22 protein-coding genes and 1 pseudogene are annotated in these 24,667 nt (G+C 62.7%); 9 read left to right on the top strand and 14 right to left on the bottom strand.

Going from position 1 to position 24,667, the window contains the following annotated elements; genetic code table 11:
• Positions 1-12: 12 nt before the first annotated feature.
• On the bottom strand, positions 13-441 hold the full coding sequence (locus LRS11_RS12965) for a hypothetical protein (RefSeq protein ID WP_260493397.1): 429 nt from the start codon (positions 439-441) through the stop codon (positions 13-15).
• Positions 442-714: 273 nt separating this feature from the next.
• Positions 715-1,842, bottom strand: coding sequence for a CynX/NimT family MFS transporter (locus LRS11_RS12960; RefSeq protein ID WP_260493396.1), 1,128 nt, complete (start codon positions 1,840-1,842; stop codon positions 715-717).
• A gap of 368 nt (positions 1,843-2,210) precedes the next feature.
• Between LRS11_RS12960 and LRS11_RS12955 the strand changes: the two genes are divergently transcribed.
• Both LRS11_RS12955 and LRS11_RS12950 read left to right on the top strand, forming a co-directional pair.
• Positions 2,211-3,734, top strand: coding sequence for a GGDEF domain-containing protein (locus LRS11_RS12955; RefSeq protein WP_260493395.1), 1,524 nt, complete (start codon positions 2,211-2,213; stop codon positions 3,732-3,734).
• 280 nt (positions 3,735-4,014) lie between these two features.
• Positions 4,015-6,066 (top strand): hypothetical protein, encoded by a 2,052-nt coding sequence (locus LRS11_RS12950; RefSeq protein ID WP_260496913.1) that lies wholly within the window; start codon positions 4,015-4,017, stop codon positions 6,064-6,066.
• Positions 6,067-6,139: 73 nt separating this feature from the next.
• Here the strand turns inward: LRS11_RS12950 and LRS11_RS12945 are convergent.
• From LRS11_RS12945 to LRS11_RS12930, 4 genes and pseudogenes are all read right to left on the bottom strand, one after another.
• A pseudogene (locus tag LRS11_RS12945) lies at positions 6,140-8,135 on the bottom strand (polysaccharide biosynthesis protein).
• 97 nt (positions 8,136-8,232) lie between these two features.
• On the bottom strand, positions 8,233-9,039 hold the full coding sequence (locus tag LRS11_RS12940) for a hydroxypyruvate isomerase family protein (RefSeq protein WP_260493394.1): 807 nt from the start codon (positions 9,037-9,039) through the stop codon (positions 8,233-8,235).
• Entirely contained in the window at positions 9,036-9,926 is an 891-nt protein-coding gene (locus LRS11_RS12935) for an NAD(P)-dependent oxidoreductase (RefSeq protein WP_260493393.1), read from the bottom strand. Before LRS11_RS12935 ends, LRS11_RS12940 begins: the two co-directional genes overlap by 4 nt.
• A 148-nt stretch (positions 9,927-10,074) precedes the next feature.
• The gene (locus LRS11_RS12930) at positions 10,075-10,392 is read right to left on the bottom strand and encodes a DUF2288 domain-containing protein (protein ID WP_260493392.1); all 318 of its coding nucleotides are present in this window, start codon (positions 10,390-10,392) and stop codon (positions 10,075-10,077) included.
• 323 nt (positions 10,393-10,715) lie between these two features.
• Between LRS11_RS12930 and LRS11_RS12925 the strand changes: the two genes are divergently transcribed.
• The 7 genes from LRS11_RS12925 to LRS11_RS12890 all read left to right on the top strand — a co-directional run bounded on the left by LRS11_RS12925 (position 10,716) and on the right by LRS11_RS12890 (position 17,696).
• Positions 10,716-11,843 (top strand): branched-chain amino acid ABC transporter substrate-binding protein, encoded by a 1,128-nt coding sequence (locus LRS11_RS12925; protein ID WP_260493391.1) that lies wholly within the window; start codon positions 10,716-10,718, stop codon positions 11,841-11,843.
• Positions 11,844-11,967: 124 nt separating this feature from the next.
• Positions 11,968-12,891 carry a high-affinity branched-chain amino acid ABC transporter permease LivH gene (livH, locus tag LRS11_RS12920; protein ID WP_260493390.1) on the top strand — a complete coding sequence of 308 codons (924 nt, stop codon included), beginning with the start codon at positions 11,968-11,970 and terminating at the stop codon, positions 12,889-12,891.
• Positions 12,891-14,147: a high-affinity branched-chain amino acid ABC transporter permease LivM gene (locus tag LRS11_RS12915; protein WP_260496912.1), complete on the top strand. Its 1,257-nt coding sequence runs from the start codon at positions 12,891-12,893 to the stop codon at positions 14,145-14,147. The genes livH and LRS11_RS12915 overlap by 1 nt, the downstream gene beginning before the upstream one ends.
• 109 nt (positions 14,148-14,256) lie before the next feature.
• Positions 14,257-15,024, top strand: a complete 768-nt coding sequence (livG, locus tag LRS11_RS12905) for a high-affinity branched-chain amino acid ABC transporter ATP-binding protein LivG (protein WP_260493389.1) — start codon at positions 14,257-14,259, stop codon at positions 15,022-15,024.
• Positions 15,025-15,026: 2 nt separating this feature from the next.
• On the top strand, positions 15,027-15,728 hold the full coding sequence (locus LRS11_RS12900) for an ABC transporter ATP-binding protein (protein WP_260493388.1): 702 nt from the start codon (positions 15,027-15,029) through the stop codon (positions 15,726-15,728).
• Positions 15,729-15,989: 261 nt separating this feature from the next.
• Positions 15,990-17,210, top strand: a complete 1,221-nt coding sequence (sstT, locus tag LRS11_RS12895) for a serine/threonine transporter SstT (protein WP_260493387.1) — start codon at positions 15,990-15,992, stop codon at positions 17,208-17,210.
• 138 nt (positions 17,211-17,348) lie between these two features.
• Positions 17,349-17,696, top strand: coding sequence for a hypothetical protein (locus LRS11_RS12890; RefSeq protein ID WP_260493386.1), 348 nt, complete (start codon positions 17,349-17,351; stop codon positions 17,694-17,696).
• Positions 17,697-17,819: 123 nt separating this feature from the next.
• Here LRS11_RS12890 and LRS11_RS12885 read toward each other — a convergent pair whose 3' ends face one another.
• The 8 genes from LRS11_RS12885 to LRS11_RS12850 form a co-directional block, all read right to left on the bottom strand.
• The gene (locus tag LRS11_RS12885) at positions 17,820-18,140 is read right to left on the bottom strand and encodes a DUF5629 family protein (protein WP_260493385.1); all 321 of its coding nucleotides are present in this window, start codon (positions 18,138-18,140) and stop codon (positions 17,820-17,822) included.
• A gap of 55 nt (positions 18,141-18,195) precedes the next feature.
• Positions 18,196-19,569 (bottom strand): ATP-binding protein, encoded by a 1,374-nt coding sequence (locus tag LRS11_RS12880; RefSeq protein WP_260493384.1) that lies wholly within the window; start codon positions 19,567-19,569, stop codon positions 18,196-18,198.
• A complete protein-coding gene (locus LRS11_RS12875; RefSeq protein ID WP_260493383.1) occupies positions 19,566-20,228 on the bottom strand; it encodes a response regulator in 663 nt (220 codons plus the stop codon). The genes LRS11_RS12880 and LRS11_RS12875 overlap by 4 nt, the downstream gene beginning before the upstream one ends.
• A gap of 152 nt (positions 20,229-20,380) precedes the next feature.
• Entirely contained in the window at positions 20,381-21,025 is a 645-nt protein-coding gene (locus tag LRS11_RS12870; protein ID WP_260493382.1) for a hypothetical protein, read from the bottom strand.
• Positions 21,022-21,819 (bottom strand): SDR family oxidoreductase, encoded by a 798-nt coding sequence (locus LRS11_RS12865; protein WP_260493381.1) that lies wholly within the window; start codon positions 21,817-21,819, stop codon positions 21,022-21,024. Before LRS11_RS12865 ends, LRS11_RS12870 begins: the two co-directional genes overlap by 4 nt.
• Entirely contained in the window at positions 21,806-22,480 is a 675-nt protein-coding gene (locus LRS11_RS12860) for a TenA family transcriptional regulator (protein ID WP_260493380.1), read from the bottom strand. Before LRS11_RS12860 ends, LRS11_RS12865 begins: the two co-directional genes overlap by 14 nt.
• 8 nt (positions 22,481-22,488) lie before the next feature.
• Positions 22,489-23,958 carry an AMP-binding protein gene (locus tag LRS11_RS12855; protein ID WP_260493379.1) on the bottom strand — a complete coding sequence of 490 codons (1,470 nt, stop codon included), beginning with the start codon at positions 23,956-23,958 and terminating at the stop codon, positions 22,489-22,491.
• Positions 23,948-24,622, bottom strand: coding sequence for a thermostable hemolysin (locus tag LRS11_RS12850; protein WP_260493378.1), 675 nt, complete (start codon positions 24,620-24,622; stop codon positions 23,948-23,950). Before LRS11_RS12850 ends, LRS11_RS12855 begins: the two co-directional genes overlap by 11 nt.
• Between the last annotated feature and the right edge of the window lie 45 nt (positions 24,623-24,667).

The following is a 24,667-nucleotide window of genomic DNA, read 5'->3' as shown; positions in this document are numbered from 1 at the left end:
GCCTGCAAGCACTCAACCACGCAGGCTGCCTTCGCGTTCCCACACGCAGCGCATGCGCAGATCGCCTTCCTGCGGGCTATGGAAACCGCTCTCGGATTCCCAGCGAAAGGTATGTACGCCGTTCAGTTCGGTCTCCAGGTGCACCACCGCACTGGCCCAGTACAGGCGTTTGAGCAGAGCCTCAAACTCCTGCACCCAGAGCGTCCATTCGTACTCCACCGCGCGGTAACTGGCACCGAAGTGGATCACCTGGGTCTGGTACAGCCCCTCATCTTCACGGGCACAGAAGGAAAACATCTCGCGACCGAGAAACGACCAGCCTTCGCCCTGCGGCAATTGATCGAGCACGCGGTGATTGGTGCTGCGGCGCAACACACGCTGTTCACGCTCGCCCGATGGCCAGTCGCGGATGCAGCCGTAGACGATGGATTCAGGCTCCACGCGGGTACTCCAGAAAATGCAGGCTGCCTTCTATCACAGGGCTTTGCCTCTGCAAAGGAACCACTGCCTAAGAACCTGTTTTCGATCTCCTGACTGTCGACCATACCGCGTTAAAAACAGCCTCGGAATGCTCATTTACAGCTTGTAAACTGCGCTTCCTCGGCCAATTGATTCGCTGGCGCTCACCCTTCGGGCCAGCCTACGGCTGTTACTCCCGGTGGTCGTTGCGCCTTGCCTGGCTCTAGCTCAAAAGACCCAAAGCAGGCTCTAACTCTACCGATTGGGCGTGCGCAGGCACCAGGCAATCAGCGTCATCAGCACACCCAGGCCAGCCAGCACCATGAACGGTACCTGATAGTTACCCGCCAGGTCGCGTGCCAGGCCGGCCAGGATGGGCGCCAGGCAGGCCATGCAATAACCGGCGCAGAGCATCATCGCCGTCCAGCGGCTAACCGCCAGCGGCGTATGCACCTCGTACAACGGCAGCACCAGCGACAGGGCGAAAGAGCCACTCAGAGCCAGGCCCATGAGCAGCGCCCAGACTTCCGGCAGCCATTGCGGGACAACGCTGATCATGCCCAGGCACAGGGTCATCGTCAGACCACAGAACACCAGCAGCGGCTGGCGGATATCGAAGCGCTGGGCCAGCCAGGGCAGCAGCCAGGCGCTGGGCAAGCCGACCAGCATGAAGCTGCCAAACAAACCGTTGCTGTACAGCAGGCTGAAGCCGGCTTCGTGGTAACGCGCTACCAGCCAGGTGGCCAGCGTGTAGAACATGCCCGCCTGAATGGCGAAGAAACCGGTCACCAGCCAGGCCCGCGGCTCACGCCAGGGCAAACCCTGGCCATCGTTCTCACTGGGAATTTCCTTGCTGTTCGGCAAGCACGCCCACAGCGCCGCAGCGATCAATGCGGGCAACGCCCAGCCAGCCAAGCCGAAGCTCCAGTTATCCCCCAGCGCGCGGGTCAGCGGAATGGTCAGCACCGCCCCGGCCGCCCCGCCAATCGCCATGCCAAACGAATACCAGCCGACCACCCGGCCGATATGGCCGACGAAATGACGTTTGATAAAGGCCGACAGCAGCGGCCCGGCCACGGCGATGGCACAGCCCAGCAGCACGGCACTGCCGATCAGCAAAGCACTAGCATGACTGCCCAGGCGCAGCAGCAGGGCCAGGCCGATCAGCAACAGGCAGCCGGTAATCGTGCGCTCCAGGCCAAAACGTACCGCACAGCGGGGCGCCAGCAGAGCCAGCAGGCCCATGCACAACACGGGCAAGGCCGTAGTCAGACTGATCAGGCCACGGCTCAGCGCGAGCTCACTGGCAATTCGCTCGATCAAGGGAGCAAGGGAAGTGATGCCGGGGCGCAAATTGATCGCCGCCAGCAACAGAGCCAGCATCAGCAAGGCCCGAGAAGCAGATTTCACAACACATCCACACGCAGAACGGCCACCTGGACCGGGCCCGCCACCCTACCCCGCAGGCTGCGCGCCGGGCAAGCCTGCACAGGAAAATACTGACCGGACAGACAAGTAGAAATCACCTCAGCACATTCACCCAAGGCTCTGATCAGGCAATCTGCGGATATCCAGAAAGCGCCAGAAACCGCTACAGTGAAAGCAAAGTGCCACACCCTGAGTATCCCGTGCCGTCCAGCCAGCCACTCATCTCGCGCCGCCATGCCAGCCAGAGGGCTATATGCCTATGCCTGCTGGCTTTGCTCGCCCTCTGTTCACTGCCTGCGGGCACGGCCCTGGCCGCCGACAAATTGCGCCTGCAACTGCGCTGGCTGCACCAGTTCCAGTTCGCCGGTTACTACATGGCCCTGGAAAAGGGTTATTACCGCGACGCCGGGCTGGACGTGGAAATCCTCGAGGGCGGCCCCAGCGCGCTCAAACCGGTGGATGCCTTGCTGGCAGGCGACAGCGACTTCGCCATCAGCAACAGTGGCATGGTCATCGAACGCATGGCCGGCAGGCCAGTGGTGGCGCTGGCGGCGATCATGCAGACCTCGCCAATCGTATGGATCGTGCGCGCCGACTCCGGCATCCGCACGCCGATGGACCTGGCCGGCAAGCGCCTGATGCTGATGCCTGCGCCAGAAAGCGCCGAGCTGCTGATCACCCTGCGCCGTGAAGGCATCAACATCGACCAGTTGACCATCCAGCCCACCAGCTTCAACCCGCAGGACCTGATCGACGGTAAAACCGACGCCTACGATGGCTATATCTCCAACGAACCCTACTGGCTCAGCCAGCATGGCGCCGACTACCGCCTGATCAACCCGCGCGAGTATGGCGTCAACTTCTACAACGATGTGCTGTATACCCGCGAGCAATTGCTGGAAGACAAACCCGCCCAGGTCGCCGCCTTCGTCGAGGCCAGCCTCAAAGGCTGGCAGTACGCCCTGGAACACCGGGAAGAAACCATTCGCCTGATCCAGCAACGCTATGCGCCCGACAAAACCCTGGAGCACCTGCGCTTCGAGGCCGAGGCCCTGCACAAACTGATCATGCCGGAACTGGTGCAGCTCGGGCACATGAACCCCGGGCGCTGGGAGTACATCGCCAACAGCTATGTACAACTGGGCATGGCGCCAGGGCCGGTCGACCTGCAGGGGTTTCTCTACAGCGAACAGGTCGAGCAGGATTACCGCATGGTCTACCTGGGCGGCATGCTCGCCCTGCTGGTCATCGTGCTGGTCGGCGCCATTGCCTTGCGCTTCGCCGCGCTGTCACGCGCCCTGCAACGCGAAGTGAACCGCCGGCAGAATACCGAAGAGCAATTGCTCACCAGCAACTGCACGCTGGAACGCCTGGCCAATACCGATCGCCTGACCGGCCTGTGGAATCGCCTGAAGTTCGAGGAAGTGGCCCACCAGGAGGTGAGCCGCGCCGAGCGTTATGGCTACCCCCTGTCGCTGGTATTCTTCGACCTCGACCATTTCAAGGACATCAACGACCAGCATGGCCACGAGGTGGGCGATCAGGTGCTGTGCCGCCTGGCCCAACTGGTCAGCGGGCACCTGCGTGAATCTGACAGCCTGTGCCGCTGGGGTGGTGAGGAATTCCTCATCCTCATGCCCCATACAGACAAGCAGCAAGCCGAGCAATTGGCGGAGAAGCTGCGCGAACTGGTAGCCCGAGCAACATTGCTGGAACAGCAGCCCATCAGCGCCAGTTTCGGCATTGCCCAACTGGCGTCCGGAGAGTTACTGCGCGACTTGGTACGCAATGCCGATGCCGCACTCTACAGAGCCAAACAACTGGGCCGTAATCGGGTGGAGGCATAAACAGAAGGTCAATAAAAAGCCGCCAGCAATCCGGCATCTACCTCGAACAATGCAAATTCGCTGTATATAGTGCTTATCCATGCAACAAGAATGTATCAAGCTAAATTCGAATCCCTGATACGCCGCACACATCCACGGAATGTCGATGATGAAAACAACAAAAGACGCAGATTCCACCGTTTCCGAAGCGCGCCCAGTGGTCGCCGAGATTGCTGAAGTTACTGAAAGCCTATTAGCGCCCCGCGTGCGAATCAGCCCGGCCGGCAATGGTGAGCAGTACATGTACTTCACCGAGCGCGACATCGACCGCATTCTGGAAAATCTCGACGGCCTGCGTGAGCGGGTATTCCCCAAGGTACTGGGCGACGATGGCAGTGACGTGCGCTCCAGCCAGCATTTCCCTTCCGTATGCCTGATTGGTCTTGGCCGCTGCGGCTCCAACATTGCGTTGGACGTCGCCTCCCTGGTGTACAACGCGCGCAAGTTCTACCTCAACGAATTCAGCAGCCAGGAAAAACCGGCCAACGAACAGCGCCCGACCAGCTGGATCCGCAGCAACCTGCGCCTGGCGCCCAGTCGTGCAGCCAAGCCGGTGTTCCTCATCGAGCCACTGGTGATGCTCGGCGATCTGGACAAGGACATCGAAGGGCGCATCCGCTTCTCGCGCAAGACCGAGAAAAGCGGCTTCCTCAGCGACTACAGCAAGATGAAGATCATGGACCTGTCCGAGGTGCATGCCGGTGGCGCCGGTAACGCACCGATCCTCGGCCAGTACCTGGCCAAGATCATCCTCAACAAGGACACCCAGCGCTTCAGCAATGCCGACTGGAAATTCATCCACAGCTACCTGATCGACTCCTGCGGGATCAAAGCCAACCAGTCGCGCCTGTACTTCTACATCTTCAGTGCTGGCGGCGGCACCGGCTCGGGCATGGCCTCGGAGTTCGGTTTGGCCCAGCAATTTGCCTACATGAGCAAGACCTTCGAGACCAAGGCCGAAGAAGGTAGCGACGAAAACCGCGACCACTCCTTCGTTTTCGAACCGATCTTCACCAGCGGTATCTGCATCCTGCCGAACATCTCCGACCAGCGCATCGAGATGTCCGAAGCCCTGCACATCAACGCCGGCCGCCTGCTGTGCAAGTACCTCGCCGAGGAGTGGGACTTCTCCTACAACTTCGACAACGAGGAAACCGGCGAAGAAAGCGTGATGCGCCGCATCCGCCCGTGGAACGCGATGATGCTGATCTCCAACGACATCATGCGTTACGCCGAGGAAAGCGACGGCGGCAATATCCAGAACATCGACGTGAACGCCATGGAGCGCCACGCCAACCAGTACATCTCGCAGCAGATCTTCAACATCCTCACCGCCCAGGCGGTGACCACCGACTACGACCAGAACTACTTCCGCCGTGCCGGCATCGACATCGGCGAAACCATCCGTCTGGATGCCAACGACCTGTTCATGAGCTTGGCCGGCCCGGTGGCCGTGGCCTATGCCGAATCGGTAGTGGCCGAACAGGCAGCGCCGACCACCACCGACAAATTCAAGGTATTCGAGAAGGAACAGCCCAAGCTCAATATCGACGACCTGTTCTTCCGCTCCATCGACCTGCCGCACTTCAACAAGGCGACCCAGGCCATCGAAGGCATCAGCCTGCTGCCGATCGAATCCAAGCGCTACCGTGCGGCGCTGGAGCAATACAAGAAGTCCAATTTCGACGCCAGCGCCCTGAGCGACCTGCACTTCTTCAAGAACTGCTCCTCGGTGGTATCCATCGTCTCCCTGCCGAAGGACTACAAGCTGTCCTACATGGACCTCAACCGCCTGAAGAGCCACCTCAACAGCCTGTTCCCCAACACCACCTTGAAGCGCTACGCCCTGGTGATCGGCGCCTCGGCCAACCTGTCGCTGACCACCCTGATCGTCAAGAGCCCGTGCCTGTCAGACGACTTCCTGACTCTGATCGTAGCCTTCATCAAACGCTGCTTCGCCCGCGACCAGTACCGCTACGACGACAGCCTGGACAACTCCATGCTCGACTTTATCGTCTCCGAGGAGTTCGACGAAGAGCGCATCGAGGCCATGCTTAACGAGTACGAGAACCCAGCGAAGATCCTCGATACCAACTGGTACGCGATCAAGCCGATGTACGAGAAGAAGTACCGCGAGCTGATCAACGACAAGGACAAGTTCGTCTCGATCAACGACATCCGCCTGTCGCGCGAGAGCGTGAAGAAAGCCATCAAGTACCTGCGCGAGATCTACCGCCACCGTGTCGGCAAGACGCGAGTCATCTCGCTCAATGACTACAGCGGCGAGGACTGAACAGCTAACGACCCCGCACCAACGAAAAGGGCCTGCAATTGCAGACCCTTTTCGTTATGCGTGTCGATTGGCGTCAATTAGCGTGGCCAGGCCCCTGCTGCTGCAGATACATCAGATCGACGATGTCATCACTCGGCGTATAGCCATTGACCGTTTGCCGCAGCAGTTGGCGCACCTTGGCGTAATCCCCCGCATCTACAGCGGCCAGCAACTCGCTCAGGCGCTGCTTGAGGCTGTCCCAGTCCAGATGCTCTTCGCTGGCAGAGAGAATCATCGGGTGCTCTGTGGGCCGCACATTGTCACCGATCAACAACTCTTCATAGAGCTTTTCGCCCGGGCGCAGGCCGCTGTACTCGATGACAATATCGCCGTGGGTATTTTTTTCATTGCGTACGGTCAGGCCGGACAGATGAATCATCTTGACGGCCAGATCGACGATCCTCACCGGCTGCCCCATGTTCAGCACGAACACATCACCGCCCTGCCCCATGGCGCCGGCCTGGATAACCAGCTGGGCAGCTTCGGGGATGGTCATAAAGTAACGGGTGATATTCGGATGCGTCACCGTCACCGGGCCACCGCAACGAATCTGCTCGCGAAAGCGCGGAATAACCGAGCCCGAAGAGCCCAGCACGTTACCGAAACGGACCATGGTAAAGCGCGTCTTGTTGATCTGCCGCACGCCATCCTTGTCGTCCAGGAGCACCGGAGCGGTCTCGCGGCTGAGCGCCTGCAGCACCATTTCGGCCAGGCGTTTGGTGCTGCCCATGACATTGGTCGGACGAACCGCCTTATCGGTGGAGATCAGCACGAAGTGTTCCACTCCAGCCCTGACCGCGGCTTGCGCAGCATTGACGGTGCCCAGCACATTGTTGAACACACCCTCGGCGATGTTGTGCTCAACAATCGGAACATGCTTATAGGCCGCGGCATGGTAGAGCGTATTGACCTTCCAGCAGCGCATGACATCCAGCAAGCGGGAAGCACTGCCGATTGAGCCCAGAATCGGGATCAGTTGAATCGACAGCGCCTCTCTCGCAATGCGCGCTTCCAGCTCGCCGTGAATGGCATACAGATTGTACTCGGCGTGATCGAACAGGATCAGGGCCGCTGGCTCCACGCTGATGATCTGCCGGCATAGCTCGGCCCCAATAGAACCGCCGGCGCCCGTCACCAGAACAACCTGCCCACGGATGCAGCGCTCGAACAGGCCCGTCATGGGGGGGCACGGCATCACGCCCCAGCACATCGGCAATATCGACTTCCTGGAGCGCATCAACCTGCACTCGGCCGCTGGCCAGATCCGTGAAGTCAGGCACACTGCGCACATGCAGAGGGAACTGCTCCAGGTACTCGAGAATTTCCCGGCGACGCATGCGCGACACCGACGGCATGGCCAACAAAATCTCCTGCACGCCGGTATCTTCAATCAGTTGGGTAATGCTGGCAGGCTTATATACTTTGAGCCCGGCGATGACTTGGCTGACGATACCCTTGTCATCGTCGATGAAAGCTACGGGGTTCATCGATCGCCCCATGCGCAGCGCAGCAACCAGCTGATTTCCTGCAGTGCCAGCGCCATAAATGGCTACTTTCGGGGCTCTGCCGTCACTCTGTGAAGGCGTGGCACTGCGACCGATACCGTACCAGTCACCCATAAAGTAATGGCGCATGACCAAACGTAACCCGCCAATCAGGGTCAGGCTCAGCCACCAGTAATTGAATACCAGAGAACGCGGAACAACGGCAGGCGCATCCCGGTACCAGTAAACAACCAAGGCCAGAAGCAACGCAGAAACCGAAACCGCCTTGGCAATGGTCAACAGCGCATCATTACCCAAATAGCGCAGTACCGCACGGTACATACCCAAGCGGATAAACAAGGGGATAGCGATCAAGGGCGCAACAATAAACAGCCAACCATATTTGCTGAAAACATTGATGGAGTTATCGAAGCCAAGCCGAACAACAAATGCCAACCAGAGTGCCAACCAGACGAGCACCACATCGGCAGCAACCTGCAACAAACGTTTATGACGGCGACGCAGCCCCAACAAGCGTTCACGCAATACAGTAGGCTTGATCACACGCTATTCCATCCTGATAGACAAAAATCCCAACACCCTAACTTACCCACAGTACTTCATGCGTCAGCCGGCAGCTGACTCATACACCATCTGCGCAATCATACCTAAGGATGTCCTGCCATAATCTGAGCCAGGCGAACGACCCGACCCGCAGTCTACCTCCCTTGTACTCGGCGCCCAACCAGTCGCCATATCCCTGGGCCTGCAATACCCCGATCAAGGGTAGGAAATCCAGCTCGCCACTCCCCGGTTCTCCTCTGCCTGGACAGTCGGCGAACTGCACATGACCGATGCGCCCCGCCAGCAAACCCATGCCTGCTTCGATATCCAGCCCCTGCCGAGCCATGTGGTAGAGGTCGAACTGAGCCAGGCAGTTGGGGTGATCGACTGCTCGCAGCAATTCATCCAGATGTTCGGGGGTGTTGATCAGAAAGCCCGGCATATCGAGTGGATTGATCGCTTCGCACAGCACGCGAATGCCCAGGCACTGAAAAGCCTCGGCAGCCTTGCGCAGATTGGCCACCAGGACTGCCAGGGCTTCTTCGCGCATCACACCCTCGGCCAGTCGCCCGGGCAGTACGTTGACACAACTCGGCTGGACCATGGCGGCATAGGTCAATGCTTCCTGCAGCGCCGCAGCAAATTCGGCCTGGCGTGCAGGCACTGCCGCCAGCCCCGGGCCGCCAGTCATCAGGTCAGCGGCTGGCAGGTTGATCAGCACCAGCGGCAGACCGGCACGCTCCAGCGCTTCCTTGAGACGAATGGCCGGCACTTCATAAGGAAACTGGATTTCCACGCCATCGAACCCAACCGCTGCGGCTGCCTGAACACGTTCGAGCAGCGGCAGTTCAGCGAACAGCATGGACAGATTGGCCGCGATCTTCATGCATCCGTCTCGCGATAGAGCTGCACCAGCGTGGCGGGATCATGCTCAAGATGTCCCTGACTACCATGCAAGCGCATCAACTGGGCCGCCAGGCCGCTCATGGGCGTAGCACTGCCCTGCTCGCGGGACAGTTTGCTGGCCGTATCGAGATCCTTGAGCAGGGTGCGCACATGCCACTTGATCGGCTCGAACTGGCTGTCTGCCATCTGTGGCGCCAGGATCTGCAGCGGCCTGGAATCGGCAAAGCCGCCGGCCAGTGCCGGAGCCAGCAGACGAGCATCGACTCCGGCCTGCTCGGCCAGAGCCACCACCTCGGCGATCACCAGGGCATTGCAGGCGACGATCATCTGATTGCAGACCTTGGTCACCTGCCCGGCGCCAACCTCGCCCATGCGCGTCAGACGCTGGCCAAGATGGGCAAGGATCGGACGGATCCGCTCGATATCCTCGACCCGCCCACCCGCCATGATCGCCAGGCTGCCGGCTTCTGCGCCAGGCGTACCGCCAGACACCGGCGCATCGACCCAGCGCATGCCAGTGCGCTGCTCCAGCTCGGTCGCCATTGCACGCGTGGCGGCAGGCTCAAGGCTAGAGAAGTCGACCAGCAGCTGGCCAGGGCGCGCGCCTTCGACGATGCCGCCGGGGCCGAACACCACCTCGCGCACCGCCGCAGTGTCGGCCAGGCAGAGCATGACAATCTCAGCCTCGGCGCACAGCTGAGCCGGCGCAGCCGCCGCCTGCGCGCCCTGCGCCAACAAGTCCTGCAGCTTTTCCGCCGAACGGTTCCACAGCCGCAACGGATAACCCGCCGCCAGCAGGCGCCGGCTCATGGGCAGCCCCATCAGGCCAATACCGGCGAAGGCCAAAACGGGCGGGGATACGGGCATGCAGGGCTCCAATAGTTAGAAACGACGGTTTTCATCGACCTGTGGCGGATTTATCTGCGCTAAAACGTCGGTGGCGAAAGCTCTTTCACGGCTCAAGCCGCTGCCACGCAAAGCTCGCGAGCCTTGACCCAACTCTGGCCACCCGGTTTCAGTGCACCGTGGGCGCTTCTGCACGTTCCTGAATCAGCACCCAGGGCGCCACCACCACGGCCCAGAGCTGGGGATCACGGGCCAACAGGTCTTCGGCACGCGCCTCCTCGACCTTGGCCACCAGCCCTGCCTGCAACCAGCCCGCTACCTTGGCCTGATCGTCTTCGGCAACGGCCAGCGCCACCTCCACCAGATCCAGCGCGCCAGCGACCCAGAGCAAGGCACCGCGGGCAAAGAAAGGTTGCAGCTCCTGCCAGGTGATCGGGGCGGTTTCGCCAAGCAGCTTGGCATAGAGGGTGCTAGGTTGTTCTGTCATGACTGGCCTGTTTACAAGCAGCTGGTTGAGGGTGCGGCGCGCATGATAGCGTCGGACGCCCGACAGGCAAGTCAGTTGCGCGATCCGCCCTTCGCCAACGACTGGCCAGTCAGCAAAAGTTGCGCCGTTATTCTGTACGTTTGTTTCAATTTAGCGACACACCCCCTCTTCGCTCCGGACTGCCCGCTTTTCAAGGCAGGAAACGGAGTTCTACACTGTCCCGGTACAGTTGCCGGGGGTGTGGCCGGGGAAACTGAACCGGTCCTGCAGCTCTGGCCGCATGGATTACAACAACGAAAAACACCAATAAAGAGTGGAGCACTATGAATAAGGCTAGCAAGCAAGTATCCAAGCTGTTCGCCGCCATGGCTCTGGCTGGCATGACCAGCTATTCGATGGCCGCTGACACCATCAAAATCGCTCTGGCAGGCCCGGTTACCGGTGCTGTTGCCCAGTACGGCGAGATGCAGTTCATCGGTGCCGAAATGGCCATCGAGCAGATCAACAAGGCCGGCGGGGTGAACGGCGCGATGCTCGAAGGCGTCAAGTACGACGATGCCTGCGACCCGAAACAAGCCGTTGCCGTAGCCAACAAGATCGTCAACGACGAAGTCAAATTCGTGGTTGGCCACCTCTGCTCCAGCTCCACTCAGCCGGCGTCCGACATTTACGAAGACGAAGGCATTCTGATGATTACCGCGGCCTCCACCAGCCCGGACATCACCGCTCGCGGCTACCAGTTGGTGTTCCGCACCATCGGCCTGGACAGCCTGCAAGGCCCGACTGCCGGCAACTTCATTGCCGACCACGTCAAGCCGAAAACCGTTGCCGTAATCCACGACAAGCAGCAGTACGGTGAAGGCATCGCCACCGCGGTCAAGCAGACCCTGGAAGGCAAAGGCACCAAAGTCGCCCTGTTCGAAGGCATCAACGCCGGCGACAAGGACTTCTCCGCGCTGATCGCCAAGCTCAAGCAAGCCGGTGTCGACTTCGTCTACTACGGCGGCTACCACCCGGAACTGGGTCTGCTGCTGCGTCAGACCAAAGAGAAAGGCCTGAACGTCAAGTTCATGGGTCCGGAAGGCGTGGGTAACAAGGAAATCTCCGCCATCGCTGGCCCGGCTTCCGAAGGCATGCTGGTGACCCTGCCGAAGTCGTTCGACCAGGATCCGAAGAACCAGGCGTTGGTAGAAGGCTTCAAGGCCAAGAACCAGGACCCGAGCGGCCCGTTCGTCTTCCCGGCCTACGCCGCCGTGCAAGTAATTGCCGAAGGCATCAAGAAGGCTGGCGACACCGACACCGCCAAGGTTGCTGCCGCACTGCGCGCCAACAGCTTCGAAACCCCCACCGGAACCCTCGGCTTTGACGAGAAAGGCGATCTGAAGGACTTCAGCTTCGTGGTTTACGAGTGGCACCAGGACGGCACCAAAACCGAAGCCCCTCTTAAATAAAGAGAAGGCTTCCCGCCTGAACCCAGAGCCCACTGCAAACGCAGTGGGCTTTGTTTATTCGAAGAATCCCGGTCTTACGCTGCGCCACAAGCGCCGCCTTGCGTAGCGACCCAGGAGCTAGGCAATGCCTGATCTTTATCACTACCTGCAGCAGCTGATCAACGGCCTCACCGTTGGCAGTACCTATGCCTTGATCGCCATTGGCTACACCATGGTCTACGGCATCATCGGCATGATCAACTTCGCCCACGGCGAGGTGTACATGATTGGCTCGTACGTGGCCTTCATCGTCATCGCCGGCCTTACTTTCATGGGGTTGGACAGCCTGCCCCTACTGATGGTTGCGGCGTTTGCCGCCAGCATCATCGTCGCCAGTGCCTATGGCTACAGTATCGAACGGGTCGCCTACCGCCCCCTGCGCGGCAGCAATCGCCTGATCCCGCTGATCTCCGCCATCGGCATGTCGATCTTCCTGCAGAACGAGGTACTTCTCGCCCAGGACTCCAAGGACAAAGCCATCCCCAACCTGATTCCGGGGAACTTCGTGTTCGGTGAGAGTGCCATGCACAGCGTGACCATCTCTTACATGCAGGTGGTGATCTTCATCGTCACCTTTGCCGTGATGTACGGCCTGACCCTGTTCATCTCCCGCTCGCGTCTCGGCCGTGCCTGCCGCGCCTGTGCGGAAGACATCAAGATGGCCAACCTGCTGGGCATCAACACCAACAACATCATCGCCCTGACCTTTGTCATCGGTGCCAGCCTGGCGGCCGTGGCCGCGGTGCTGCTGGGCATGCAATACGGGGTGATCAACCCCAACCTGGGCTTCCTCGCCGGGATCAAGGCCTTCACCGCCGCGGTACTCGGCGGCATCGGCAGCATCCCCGGCGCCATGCTCGGTGGCCTGGTGCTCGGTGTGGCCGAAGCCTTCGGTGCCGACATCTTTGGCGATCAATACAAGGACGTGGTGGCCTTCGGCCTGCTGGTCCTGGTCCTGTTGTTCCGGCCGACCGGCATTCTGGGCCGTCCGGAGGTTGAAAAAGTATGATGACCAAGAACCTCAAGACCGCCTTCTTCAGCGCCCTGCTGGTGCTGGCCGTGGCCTACCCGGTGCTCGGTCTGAAGCTGACCACGGTCGGCATCCAGCTGGAAGTGCATGGCGCCAGCCCGGCCATCCTCTGGACCATCGCCGGTTGCGCCATCGCCATGTTTGCCTGGCAGCTGTTCCGTGATCGCCTGTCCAGCGCCTGGGCCCAGGTGCCCAGCCTGCCGAGCGTACCGGCCAGTGCGAGCAACTTCCTGACCCTGCCCTCGACCCAGCGCTGGATCATCCTCGGCCTGATCGTCGTCGGCCTGGCCTGGCCGTTCTTCGGCAGCCGCGGCGCGGTGGACATCGCCACGCTGATCCTGATCTACGTGATGCTCGGCCTCGGCCTGAACATCGTGGTCGGCCTGGCCGGCCTGCTCGACCTGGGTTACGTCGGTTTCTACGCCGTCGGCGCCTACAGCTACGCGCTGCTATCGCATTACTACGGTTTTGGCTTCTGGATCTGCCTGCCGATCGCCGGCCTGATGGCGGCGTTCTTCGGCTTCATCCTCGGCTTCCCGGTGCTGCGTTTGCGCGGCGACTACCTGGCCATCGTCACCCTCGGTTTCGGCGAGATCATCCGCATCCTGCTGCGCAACATGACCGAGCTGACCGGCGGCCCCAACGGCATCAGCAACATCGACAAGCCGACCCTGTTCGGCCTGTCGTTCGAGCGCCGCGCGGCCGAAGGCATGCAGACCTTCCACGAGTATTTCGGCATCGCCTACAACGGCATCAACAAGGTGATCTTCCTCTACCTGATCGCCCTGCTACTGGTGCTGCTGACCCTGTTCGTGATCAACCGCCTGCTGCGCATGCCGATCGGCCGCGCCTGGGAAGCCCTGCGCGAAGATGAGATCGCCTGCCGCGCCCTGGGCATGAACCCGACCATCATCAAACTTTCGGCCTTCACCCTCGGTGCCGCCTTCGCCGGTTTCGCCGGCAGCTTCTTCGCCGCGCGCCAGGGTTTGGTCACGCCGGAGTCGTTCACCTTCATCGAGTCGGCGATCATCCTCGCCATCGTCGTGCTCGGCGGCATGGGTTCGCAGCTCGGCATCATCCTCGCTGCGGTGGTGATGATCCTGCTGCCCGAGCTGATGCGCGAGTTCAGCGAGTACCGCATGCTGATGTTCGGTGCCCTGATGGTCCTGATGATGATCTGGCGTCCGCAGGGCCTGCTGCCCATGCAACGCCCGCACCTGGAGTTGAAACCATGAGCCGCCCGATTCTTGAAGTCAGCGGGCTGACCATGCGCTTCGGCGGCCTCTTGCAGCCCGTCAACGGCGTGGCCCTCAGCGTGCAGCCCCAACCCGTGGAGTTGAAAGCATGAGCCGGCCAATACTTGAAGTCAGCGGACTGACCATGCGCTTCGGCGGCCTGCTGGCCGTCAACAATGTCGCCCTCTCCGTTCAGCCCAAGCAAGTGGTGTCGATGATCGGCCCCAATGGTGCCGGCAAGACCACCGTGTTCAACTGCCTGACCGGTTTCTATCAGCCCACCGGCGGGGTGATCCTGCTCGACGACGAGCCGGTGCAGCACCTGCCCGGCCACAAGATCGCCCGCAAAGGCGTGGTGCGGACTTTCCAGAACGTTCGCCTGTTCAAGGAAATGACCGCGGTGGAGAACCTGCTGGTCGCCCAGCACCGCCACCTCAACACCAACTTCCTCGCCGGCCTGCTCAAGACCCCGGCCTTCCGCCGCAGCGAAAAAGCCGCGATGGAGTACGCCGCGCACTGGCTGGAACAGGTCAACCTGACCGACGTCGCCAACCGTCCGGCCGGCACCCTGGCCTACGGCCAGCAGCGTCGCCTGGAAATCGCCCGCTGCATGATGACGCGCCCGCGCATCCTCATGCTCGACGAGCCGGCGGCCGGTCTCAACCCGCGCGAGACCGAAGACCTCAAGGCGTTGATCGGCATGTTGCGCAATGACCACGATGTCACCGTGCTGCTGATCGAGCACGACATGAAGCTGGTCATGAGCATTTCCGACCACATCTACGTGATCAACCAGGGCACCCCCCTGGCCAACGGCACGCCGGAGCAAATCCGCAACAACCCGGACGTGATCAAAGCCTATCTGGGGGAAGCGTAAGCATGCTCAGTTTCCATAACGTCTCCACCTTCTACGGCAAGATCCAGGCCCTGCACGACGTCAGCATCGAAGTGCAGCAAGGCGAGATCGTCACTCTTATCGGCGCCAACGGTGCCGGCAAGTCGACCCTGCTGATGACCCTGTGCGGTTCGCCGCGCGCGGCCAGTGGCAGCATCCGCTTCATGGGCGAGGAACTGGTCGGCCAGGACTCCTGCGACATCATGCGCAAGAGCATCGCCGTGGTCCCGGAAGGCCGCCGCGTGTTCGCCCGCCTGACCGTGGAAGAAAACCTGGCCATGGGCGGTTTCTTCGGCAGCAAGGGCGACAACCAGGAGCAGATGGACAAGGTCCTGCAGCTATTCCCGCGCCTGCAGGAGCGCTTCGCCCAGCGCGCCGGCACCATGTCCGGTGGCGAACAGCAGATGCTTGCCATCGGCCGTGCACTGATGAGCAAGCCCAAGCTGCTGCTGCTCGACGAGCCGTCGCTGGGCCTGGCGCCGATCATCATTCAGCAGATCTTCGACATCGTCGAACAGCTGCGCCGGGATGGCGTGACCGTGTTCCTGGTCGAGCAGAACGCCAACCAGGCGCTCAGGCTGGCCGACCGTGCTTATGTACTGGAGAACGGTCGCATCGTCATGCAGGGCAGCGGCGCCGACCTGCTGGTCGACCCGAAAGTGCGCGACGCCTACCTCGGCGGTTGATGCTCGCAGGGTGAATGGCAACGGCCCTCACGGGCCGTTTTCATTTGTCCGCCACACTCGCAGCGGCCTGACGGAAGGCCCGCACAAAACCGTGCAGGCCTTTAGAATCGCCGCCTTGTTTTCTGCATCTGCCGCCACCCGGCAGACACCCGGAATCCGACCGTCCAGCCAGCATGGGTCACCACCCCTGCCTGGCTGGACTGTCGCCCCGCATGCACGGCGTCCACCGACGCGGCATGCCGAACCTCAGGAACATCGACCATGATCCATCGTCCCATCCTGCAACTGCTGACCCGCACCAGTCTGGTCAGCCAGATCATCATCGGCCTGGTTGCCGGCATCCTGCTGGCCCTGCTGTGGCCGCAAGCCACCGATGAAGTCGGCTTCCTCGGCAGCCTGTTCATCTCCGCCCTGAAAGCCGTGGCGCCGATCCTGGTGTCCATCCTGGTGGCCTCGGCGATTGCCAACCACAAGCCCGGCCAACCGACCCATATCCGCCCGATCCTGCTGCTGTACCTGATCGGCACCCTGGCCGCCGCCATCGTCGCGGTGATCGCCAGCAGCCTGTGGCCATCGACTCTGATACTCAGCGATGTGGCCAGCGGCAGCACACCTCCCGGCGGCATCGCCGAAGTGCTCAAGACCCTGGCCATGAGCGCGGTGGACAACCCGGTCAATGCCCTGCTCAAAGGCAACTTCATCGGCATCCTGGCCTGGGCCATCGGCCTGGGCATTGCCATTCGCCACGGCAGCGAAACCACCCGCGCCGTATTCGGTGACCTGGCCGAAGGCGTTTCGCTGATCGTCAAAGTGGTGATCCGCTTCGCCCCGCTCGGGGTGTTCGGCCTGGTCGCCACCACCTTCGCCGATGCCGGCCTGAATGCCCTGCTCGGCTATGTCCACCTGCTGGCGGTGCTGGTCGGCTGCATGCTGTTCGTGGCGCTGGTGGTCAACCCGCTGATCGTCTTCAGCCAGATCCGCCGCAACCCCTATCCGCTGGTCTTCACCTGCCTGCGTGAAAGCGGCATCACCGCCTTCTTTACCCGCAGCTCGGCGGCCAACGTGCCGGTCAACCTGCAGCTGGCCGCACGCCTGGGCCTGCATGAAGACACCTATGCGGTGTCCATCCCGCTGGGCGCCACCATCAATATGGCCGGTGCCGCCATCACCATCAGCGTGCTGACCCTGGCCGCCGCGCACACGCTCGGCATCGTCGTCGACATGCCGACCGCCATCCTGCTCTGCGTGGTGGCTGCCGTCTGTGCCTGCGGCGCCTCGGGCGTGGCCGGTGGTTCGCTGCTGCTGATTCCGCTGGCCTGCAGCCTGTTCGGCATCCCCAGCGAGACCGCCATGCAGGTGGTGGCCATCGGTTTCATCATCGGTATCCTGCAGGACAGCGCGGAAACCGCACTGAACTCCTCCACCGACGTGCTGTTCACCGCCGCGGCCTGCCTGGCCAAGGAAGAGCGCCCGGCGAGCTGATAGCCAACGTCGAGTGCAACAAGAGAAACCGCCCTTCGGGGCGGTTTTCTTTTACAGTCTGCGCAGCACTGGCCTGCATCCGGCCTGTTGCTGCGGAAACCGGATAATCACGCCCCTCATCGATAAGGATATCGCCCCATGCGCAAACATCTCCTCTTGCTGCTCAGCCTCGGTCTGGCCGGCAATGCAACAGCCGGCTGTGGCGAAGGCAGTGGCACCTGTTACTACTACAAGGCCGGCGAGCTGAAAGGCCAGGACAAGTGCGCCGTGACCACCTGTGCGGCCACCGACCAGTACTTCTTCAGCACCTGGGACTGGGACAACGGCAACCAGGTGGCAATCACCCTGACGGAAGACAAGCAGGGCACGCTGGTCAACGGCAAGCCGGGCTATGTGCTGCAGCTGCCATTCAAGGACGAGCGCATGCTCTGCTACGCCGTGGCCGCAGACGACGAGCTGCTGTGCAACGATTCAGGCGCGTACTGAAGGCTGGCGAAACACACCGGCGAACTGGGCGGCCCGCGGCACTCCAGTTCTTTCTTGAGGAACTCGGGCTGCCCCCATAGATCATCCGGCGCATACACAGGCTTGCACTGGATCATTGCGGAGTCAGTCGACGACTGCGTCGTCGTTGGCCGCCTCGTCGTCATCGTCATTGCTGGCAGTGACGCCACTAAGAATAATCAGCTCGTGGCTCGCCTCGCCAGCCGCGAGCTGCCAGCTGTCACCTGCCGCGCCCTGGCTGGCAGCAGCGATGGCAGCGGCGCTGAAGCTCCACACGCGGCGCTCGCGGCCATCCATGCACTCCACACGCAGCTGCACTTGCTCGCCGCTGGCCTCGTCGACAAGTTCGAACTGCCAGGCATGCAGGCCATCAATCAGCAGCATGTCGGCGTGTTGCAGTTGGGTCAGCAGGTTGGGCGTGGTCATGGGGCAATCACCGAAAGAGAAAGCGCCATGATAAGCCATGCAACGCTACCCTGGCCTAGGCCGGCGGGTGACGGGGCAGTTCCAGACTGGCTTGCAGACCACCCTGGGGCAGATTGCTCAGGTGGATACGCCCGCCCAGCCGCGAGGCGATCATCTCGACGATGGCCAGACCGAGGCCGGCGCCCTGGCTGTTGTCACGGCTGTAGAAGCGCTCGAAGACCCGCTCCAGCTCTTGCGCAGCAATACCCGGGCCCTGGTCTTCGACGCTCAAGCGCAGCGTCTGGGCATCAGCGCTGAGCAGCACTTTCAACTGGCCATGGGCTGGCGAGAAATTCGCCGCGTTGGTCAGCAGGTTCTGCAGGGCAATGCCGATGGAGCCTGCGTCCGCCGCGAGGTGATAGTCGCCCTCGGCCACTTCCAGTGACAGCTCCAGCCCCTGCTTGAGCACCCAGGGCGTCAACTCGGCCAGGGTTTCGCGGGTCAGCGCCTGCAAGTCGATGATCGGCCAGTTGCCCTTGGCTAGCGTCGGTTCGACCCGAGCCATGGTCAGCAACTGGTTGACCACCCGGGTGGCACGGTCGATACCGCCGATCAGGAAGCCCAGCGACTCGTTGCGCTGCGCCTCATCGCTGGCCTGGATGGCGTTCTGCACATGCACGCGCAGCACGGCCAATGGCGTGCGCATCTCGTGAGCGGCATCGGCGATAAAGCGCCGCTCGCGCTCCAGCACCTGGTCGATCTGCGCCAGCAGGCGATTGAGCGCCGCCTGCATCGGCTCCAGCTCGCTGGACAAGGGTTGCAGCTGCAGCGGCTCCAGCGAGTCGGCATGCCGCGCGCGAATCACCGCGGCCATATTGCGCAGGGGCTGTAGCCCCCAGCCAATCGCCCACCAGATCAGCGCCGCCAGCACCAGGCTGCCGATCAGATTGGGTAGCAGGGTGTGGCGCACGATGCTGGCCACCAGTTCCTGACGCACATCGTCGCGCTCGCCGATCCAGATGCGCACGCCCTGCTGCTCGTCGATCAGCAGGAAGCCACGCCACTGGTGCGGCCCCAGGTCGATATCGGCAAACCCGGCCTGGCGCGGCGGCTCGCTCAACTGCGGGGCGCTGGCAGTACGCACCAGCACCTCACCCGCCGCCCCCCAGACCTGGAAGGCCAGCTTGCTCTCGTAGGGATGCCCCGCCTTGTGCTGCCCGGCCTGACCGAGCGCCGAGTTGAAGGCGGCATACAGCTCACTGCGCTCGGCACTGGGCAAGGGCATGTGCATCACCCCTTGTAACAGGCGCGCGGTATTGGCCAGCTGGGCGTCGTAAACCTCCTCCACCTCGTGGGAACTGTCGAGGTAGTTGAACAGCGAGATCAGCGCCGTGCCCAGCAGCAGCAGGCTGAGCACCAGGGCGAGGATGCGCCGGCGAATCGAGGTCATGGCTGCTCTTCCACCAGGTAGCCGACCCCGCGCACAGTGCGGATCAGATTGTTGAACAGCTTCTTGCGCAGGTGATGGATATGCACTTCCAGGGTATTGCTCTCGGCTTCCTCGTCCCATCCGTAGAGCGACTGGGCCAGGCGTTCGCGGGTCAGCACCTTGCCCGGCTGCGACAGCAGCTCATGCAGCAGCAGGTATTCCTTGGGCGTCATCGGCACGGCCTTGCCCAGGTAGGTGACCTGCTGCGAAGACGGATCGAGACAGACCCCGGCATGCTCGATGCGCACTTCCGCGCGCCCGGCACTACGTCGCAGCAAGGCGCGCAAGCGGGCCTTGAGCTCATCGAGGTCGAAGGGTTTGATCAGGTAGTCGTCGGCGCCAGCATCCAACCCGGCGATGCGGTCCTCGGTGGCGTCACGCGCCGTGAGGATTAGCACCGGCAGCGCCGAACCGCTCTTGCGCAGCTGCTGCAGCACCTGGATACCACTCAGGCGCGGCAGGCCGAGGTCGAGCACCAGCAGGTCGAAGCTCTCGCTGAGCAGAGCATGCACCGCACTGGCGCCGTCCTGCAGCCAATCCACCGTGTAGCCTTCCTGACGCAAACCCAGGCGCAGGCCCTCACCCAGCGCCTTGTCATCCTCGACCAACAGTAAACGCATGCTGTGCCCTTCGTTCAGTGCTTCTTTATAACGCAGCGCCTGTAGGAGCCAGCTTGCTGGCGATGCCTTTCGCGGTGCACTGGATCGCCAGCAAGCTGGCTCCTACCTAGAGCTATGCCGCCGTATAACCCATGACTGGGACATAGCCGTTTTTATTGCAGCTCTTCTTCCACGGCCTTGAGCAGGCTATCGATTTCGCCCTGCCGGCCCTGGTCGGCCAACTCACGACCCGGCCGTGCCGGCGCCTGCTTGGCCTTGAGCAGTGCCTCCCGAGCTTCGGCGAATTTGTCCTGGCGGTAAAGGTAGTCGCCCCAGAAATACAGGCTGTCGATGCCCGTGGGATTGAGCTTGAGCGCCTGTTGCAACAGTTGCTGGGCCTTGTCGTCGTCGCCGAAGCCGACCGGCCAGCCCGGCACCTGCGCATACAAGGTGCCCAAGCTGGTATAGGCAGAGCCTTGCAGCGCAGCCGGATCGAGCTGGATGGATTTTTCCAGGGAGTCGCGCGCGCTCTTGGCCTTGCCCAGTGCACCGAGGCCGCCCTGGGCACCGGCCCAACTGCTGGTGACGATACCGTGCCAGATCCAGGCCTCGGCCGCCTGCGGCTGCTCGCGGGTAAACGCGGCGCTGTCGGCAGCCAGTTGCTCGAAGGCCTTTTCCTTCTGCGCCGCGTCGGTCTGGTACTGGATCTGTGCCCAGCGCGTCTGCACTTGCTTGAGGCGTTGCGTGCCGGCTTCGTCCAGGGCCCAGGCGGGCAGACTGAGGCTCAGGGCCAGCAGCAGGGAAAACAGCTTGTTCATAGATGAGACTCCTTGTTGCTGAATTGACGAATCAGCGGCAGCTGCTTGCGCAGGGCCTTGTCGACCACCCCGGGCCATAGGCCGTTGAGGCGGACGAAGAATTTTTCCGGCCAGCCGAGATACAGCTCGCTGCGGTCGCCGACGATGGCTTTCAACACTTCGGCAGCCACCTGCTCCGGTGCGTCCATGCTCACCTTGAGCGCCGAATTGAGCGCCACCGCGGCGGCGCTGTTCATGCGGGTACGGGTGGCGCGCGGGGCGACGTAGAGCACGCCCACGCCGGTGTCCGCCACTTCCCGGCGCAGCGCCTCGGAGAAGCCGCGCAGGGCGAACTTGCTGGCGCAGTAGGTGGCATAGCCGGCGTAGCCGATCGAGCCGTAGATCGAACCGACGTTGACCAGCAGGGCCTGGCGCTGCTGACGCAGCAGCGGCAACAGGGCGCGGGTCAGCTGTACGGTGGCGACCAGGTTGAGGCCGAGCATCTCGGCGATTTCCTGGTCATCCAGCTGCTCCAGCAGGGCGAAGCGGTTGACCCCGGCAGCATTGATCACCAGGTTGAGGCCGCCCAAGCTGCGCGCCGCCTCGACCACCGCCTGGCGCCCAGCCAGGCTGGTCAAGTCGGCCTCGATCCGCCGCAGCTGCTTGGGATAGCGCCGCGCCAGTTCCTCCAGCGCCTGCCCCTGGCGGGACACGGCGAGCACCTGGGCGCCGCCGGCGCAGAGCTGCTCAGCCAGCGCCAGGCCGATGCCGCCACTGGCGCCGGTAAGCAACGCGCGACATTCAGGCAGCCGCATGCTGCACCTCGCTGCTACGCGGCAGGCCGCGGAACATGTCGGTATACAGGCGATAGACCATTTGGCTGGCGTGGATCACCGCTGCCTTGTCGTCCGCACAGTCCAGCCGGTCCATCAGGCCGCGATAGGTCTCCATGTGGCCGATGTCCAGGGCGCCGTGGGAGAACAGGTAGCTGAAGGCTTCCTTGGGCAGCCCCAGGCGACTCTGGATGGTGCCGGCGGCCTGGCTGGCCAAGGCGATGCTGGTGCCTTCCAGCACGTTGACCATGCCGAACAGCGCGACCGGGTTGCCACGGGCGATGGTGTCGTAGAGGTAGCTGACCATCAGCTCGATGGCCGCGGACGGCTGGCCGTTGCGCACCGCTTCGGCGTCGCCACCGCAGGCAGCGATATCGTTGAGGATCCACTGCTCATGGCCGTACTCCTCCTCGATGTATTCGCACACGGCCTGGCGCAGCCATTCCAGGCGAGCCGGCAGGCGCGCACCGCAGGCCATCAGCAGCGGCACGGTGTGACGTACGTGGTAATAGGCCTGAGTCAGGAAGGCGATGTAGCTGTCCAGGCTGACCTGGCCGGCCAGGGCATCCTGGATCACCGGCAGGCTGAACAGGGTCTGGCGCTCTTGGGCGGTGGCGGCTTGCAGTTCGTCGAAGAATTTCATGGTTGACCTCATGCGGTTAAGGATTCGGAAAAGAGTTCGCCGTAGTGCGCCAGGATGGCGTCGCGACGGGGCCGGCCATTGGCCGTGAGCAGGCCATTGGCGGGGCTAAAGGGTTGTTCCAGGCGTAGCCAGCGGCCGACTCGGGCGTAGTCCGGCAAGCCGGCATTGGCCGCCTGCACGGCCGCTTCCAGCACGCTGTCCGGGCAACTCGGGTCGAAGGGCCAGAGCAGCGCGACGTTGCGCGGCAGGCTCTCGCCCTGCACGAAGGCCTGGGCGATGGCGCCGCGCTGGGTCAGCTCGGCTTCCACCCATTCCGGGTTGACGTTGCGGCCGAAGCTGGTGGTGAACTGGTGCTTCTTACGGCCGCGCAGGTAGAGGTAGCCATCGGCATCGAATTCGCCGATATCGCCGGTGGGCCACCACGCGCCGGCCCAGGCCGGCTCGCCCAGGTAGCCGAGCAGGGTCGAGCCGCTGACCAGCACTTCGCCGTCTTCGGCCAGGCGTACCTGCACATGGCTGAGCGGCTTGCCGACGCTGCCGGGGCGTCTGGCTTCGGGACGATTGAGGCAGACCACCGAGGCGCACTCGGACAGGCCGTAACCTTCATACACCGGCAGGCCGACGCGGGCAGCACGCTGTAGCAGGTCCGGCGAGACCTTGGCGCCGCCCACCGCAATAAAACGGAAACCACTGGCCGGCACGGCGCCGCGCTCGATGGCGCTGACCAGGCCGAGCAGCAGTTGCGGCACCAGGATCAGGCTTTGCGCGCCGCGTACCATCAACAGGCCGAGCAGGCGCGACCAATCGACGCCGCTGGCGCCCTGGATGCCCAGCTGGCGTTGCGACGGCACACTGAGCGTGGCGCCGGCCAGCAAGGCGGCGTAGATGCCGAGGTTTTCCAGCAGTACGGCCAGCGGCAGTACCGCCAGGTAATGCTGCGGCGCACTGCTGCGGCTGACGTCCTCCAGCTCACGGGCCACGCGCAGCATGGCCTCGGCACTCAGGCACACGCCCTTGGGCGTGCCCGTGGTACCGGAGGTGTAGGTGATCTTGGCCGTACCGGCGGGCAGATGGCTGCTGTCTGCGTCTGCCGACAGGCGCCAGAACAGGCCGTCGTGCTGATAACCGCAGCTCTGCAACTCCTCGGTCATGCTGTCTTCGGCAATCACCAGGGTCGCCCGACTCTGTTGCAGGCAGTGGGCACGCTGGGCCGGACTGAAGAACGGCGGCAGGATCACGCAGGCGATCCCGGCAAACAGCCCCGCCAGGTCCCAGAGCACCGCCTCGGTGCCGTTTTCCAGGGCCAGGGCGAAAACCTTGACCCCCTGCATGCGCAGCAAGGCTTCACAGCGCTGAACTTCCTGCAGCAGGCTCTGGTAATCCACGCGCACACTGTCGCCCCACAAGGCCAGGCGCTGGGGTTGCGTCTCGGCATGGCGCTGCAGAGCGTTGCGCAGGTGCTGCAATTCAGGCTGCATGGGAGGCATCCTCACAGAGGAAAAAACCCAGGCGCTGCAGCACGCCCTGCTCGCACAGCTGGCGGTAGCCAAGCTGGATATTGCCGGCAAACACCTGGGGCCGCTGCGCGTAGTACTGGCCCCAGGCATGCTGCTGCTCGCCGAGACGCTGCGGGTCGGCCTCGCACAGGCGCAGCGGTTCCAGACCCAGACGGCGGAAGCTGTTGATCAGGCTTGCGGCGCCGGTGAACACCACCCATTGCAGGCCACGACGGGCCAGCAGGCAGGTCATGGCGATGATGATCAGGCGTGCATTGCCGGGGCTGATCGCGGCCAGGTTGCCGACTTCGACGATCTCACTGCGACTGACCGGACGCTCGGCCAGGCGGGCGATCACGCTCTCCACCGGCGCCTGCAGGTACTGCTCGAGAAACAGCTCTTCGCTACGGGCCAGGCGTGCGCCACAGACGGCGGTCAGCTCTGCCTGGGGCGTGCGCAGGCCGAGCAGTTCGGGCATGAAGTGGCTGACCCGGGCGCCATGGGCTTCGTTGAAGCGCTGCTGGATGAAGTGCTGGTAAGCCGCACGCTGCTGATCCTGCTCGCCCACCAGGCAGAGGCTGGATTGGCACTGCGGATCGGCACCGAAGTGCAGCGGGAAGACGGTATTCCACTCGGGGTGATGCATCGGGCTCCCTCCACGGGACAGTTCGTGGAGGTGAGTATCTGCAGC

It is taken from the genome of Pseudomonas sp. J452 (assembly GCF_024666525.1).
GTDB lineage: Bacteria > Pseudomonadota > Gammaproteobacteria > Pseudomonadales > Pseudomonadaceae > Aquipseudomonas.
This window is presented reverse-complemented; position numbering and strand designations above follow the sequence as displayed.

Excerpts from the sequence above, each read along its gene's own strand:
- LRS11_RS12960 (WP_260493396.1), bottom strand. The coding sequence starts at position 1,842 with ATGCTGGCTCTGTTGCTGGCGGCGATCAATTTGCGCCCCGGCATCACT.
- LRS11_RS12950 (WP_260496913.1), top strand. The coding sequence starts at position 4,015 with ATGTACTTCACCGAGCGCGACATCGACCGCATTCTGGAAAATCTCGAC.
- LRS11_RS12940 (WP_260493394.1), bottom strand. The coding sequence starts at position 9,039 with ATGAAGATCGCGGCCAATCTGTCCATGCTGTTCGCTGAACTGCCGCTG.
- LRS11_RS12935 (WP_260493393.1), bottom strand. The coding sequence starts at position 9,926 with ATGCCCGTATCCCCGCCCGTTTTGGCCTTCGCCGGTATTGGCCTGATG.
- LRS11_RS12930 (WP_260493392.1), bottom strand. The coding sequence starts at position 10,392 with ATGACAGAACAACCTAGCACCCTCTATGCCAAGCTGCTTGGCGAAACC.
- LRS11_RS12925 (WP_260493391.1), top strand. The coding sequence starts at position 10,716 with ATGAATAAGGCTAGCAAGCAAGTATCCAAGCTGTTCGCCGCCATGGCT.
- livH (WP_260493390.1), top strand. The coding sequence starts at position 11,968 with ATGCCTGATCTTTATCACTACCTGCAGCAGCTGATCAACGGCCTCACC.
- LRS11_RS12915 (WP_260496912.1), top strand. The coding sequence starts at position 12,891 with ATGACCAAGAACCTCAAGACCGCCTTCTTCAGCGCCCTGCTGGTGCTG.
- livG (WP_260493389.1), top strand. The coding sequence starts at position 14,257 with ATGAGCCGGCCAATACTTGAAGTCAGCGGACTGACCATGCGCTTCGGC.
- LRS11_RS12900 (WP_260493388.1), top strand. The coding sequence starts at position 15,027 with ATGCTCAGTTTCCATAACGTCTCCACCTTCTACGGCAAGATCCAGGCC.
- sstT (WP_260493387.1), top strand. The coding sequence starts at position 15,990 with ATGATCCATCGTCCCATCCTGCAACTGCTGACCCGCACCAGTCTGGTC.
- LRS11_RS12890 (WP_260493386.1), top strand. The coding sequence starts at position 17,349 with ATGCGCAAACATCTCCTCTTGCTGCTCAGCCTCGGTCTGGCCGGCAAT.
- LRS11_RS12885 (WP_260493385.1), bottom strand. The coding sequence starts at position 18,140 with ATGACCACGCCCAACCTGCTGACCCAACTGCAACACGCCGACATGCTG.
- LRS11_RS12880 (WP_260493384.1), bottom strand. The coding sequence starts at position 19,569 with ATGACCTCGATTCGCCGGCGCATCCTCGCCCTGGTGCTCAGCCTGCTG.
- LRS11_RS12875 (WP_260493383.1), bottom strand. The coding sequence starts at position 20,228 with ATGCGTTTACTGTTGGTCGAGGATGACAAGGCGCTGGGTGAGGGCCTG.
- LRS11_RS12870 (WP_260493382.1), bottom strand. The coding sequence starts at position 21,025 with ATGAACAAGCTGTTTTCCCTGCTGCTGGCCCTGAGCCTCAGTCTGCCC.
- LRS11_RS12865 (WP_260493381.1), bottom strand. The coding sequence starts at position 21,819 with ATGCGGCTGCCTGAATGTCGCGCGTTGCTTACCGGCGCCAGTGGCGGC.
- LRS11_RS12860 (WP_260493380.1), bottom strand. The coding sequence starts at position 22,480 with ATGAAATTCTTCGACGAACTGCAAGCCGCCACCGCCCAAGAGCGCCAG.
- LRS11_RS12855 (WP_260493379.1), bottom strand. The coding sequence starts at position 23,958 with ATGCAGCCTGAATTGCAGCACCTGCGCAACGCTCTGCAGCGCCATGCC.
- LRS11_RS12850 (WP_260493378.1), bottom strand. The coding sequence starts at position 24,622 with ATGCATCACCCCGAGTGGAATACCGTCTTCCCGCTGCACTTCGGTGCC.